The sequence below is a fragment of the Halomonas sp. ALS9 genome (genome assembly GCF_001651035.1).
In the GTDB taxonomy this organism is placed as follows: domain Bacteria; phylum Pseudomonadota; class Gammaproteobacteria; order Pseudomonadales; family Halomonadaceae; genus Vreelandella.
The window spans coordinates 1-233 of record NZ_LXRG01000227.1; the positions used below are offsets into that span (position 1 = coordinate 1).

Consider the following 233-nt stretch of genomic DNA (forward strand, 5'->3'; position numbering starts at 1 on the left):
TAACTCAACGCCATTTTCGCCCAGTACTCGCTGGGCTCTTTTATGTGCTGTGGTAAAAATTGCCGCATTACTAATAATTCGAGTGAAAACAAATACTCCGAGAGACAATGCCCATGTGTAAGCTCTTTATTCAAGCCGACCCGGAGCTGTGGCGCAGTGCGACACACTCGCTGCGCATCGATGGCATGGTCACCAGTGTGCGCATGGAGAATTATTTCTGGTACATACTTGAA

General features: G+C 47.6%; 1 protein-coding gene. It reads left to right on the forward strand.

All coding sequences use genetic code 11. The features are described from left to right. Window positions 1-113: 113 nt before the first annotated feature. On the forward strand, window positions 114-233 hold a 120-nt coding region (locus A6R74_RS22450), incomplete at its 3' end, for a ribbon-helix-helix domain-containing protein (RefSeq protein ID WP_205634230.1).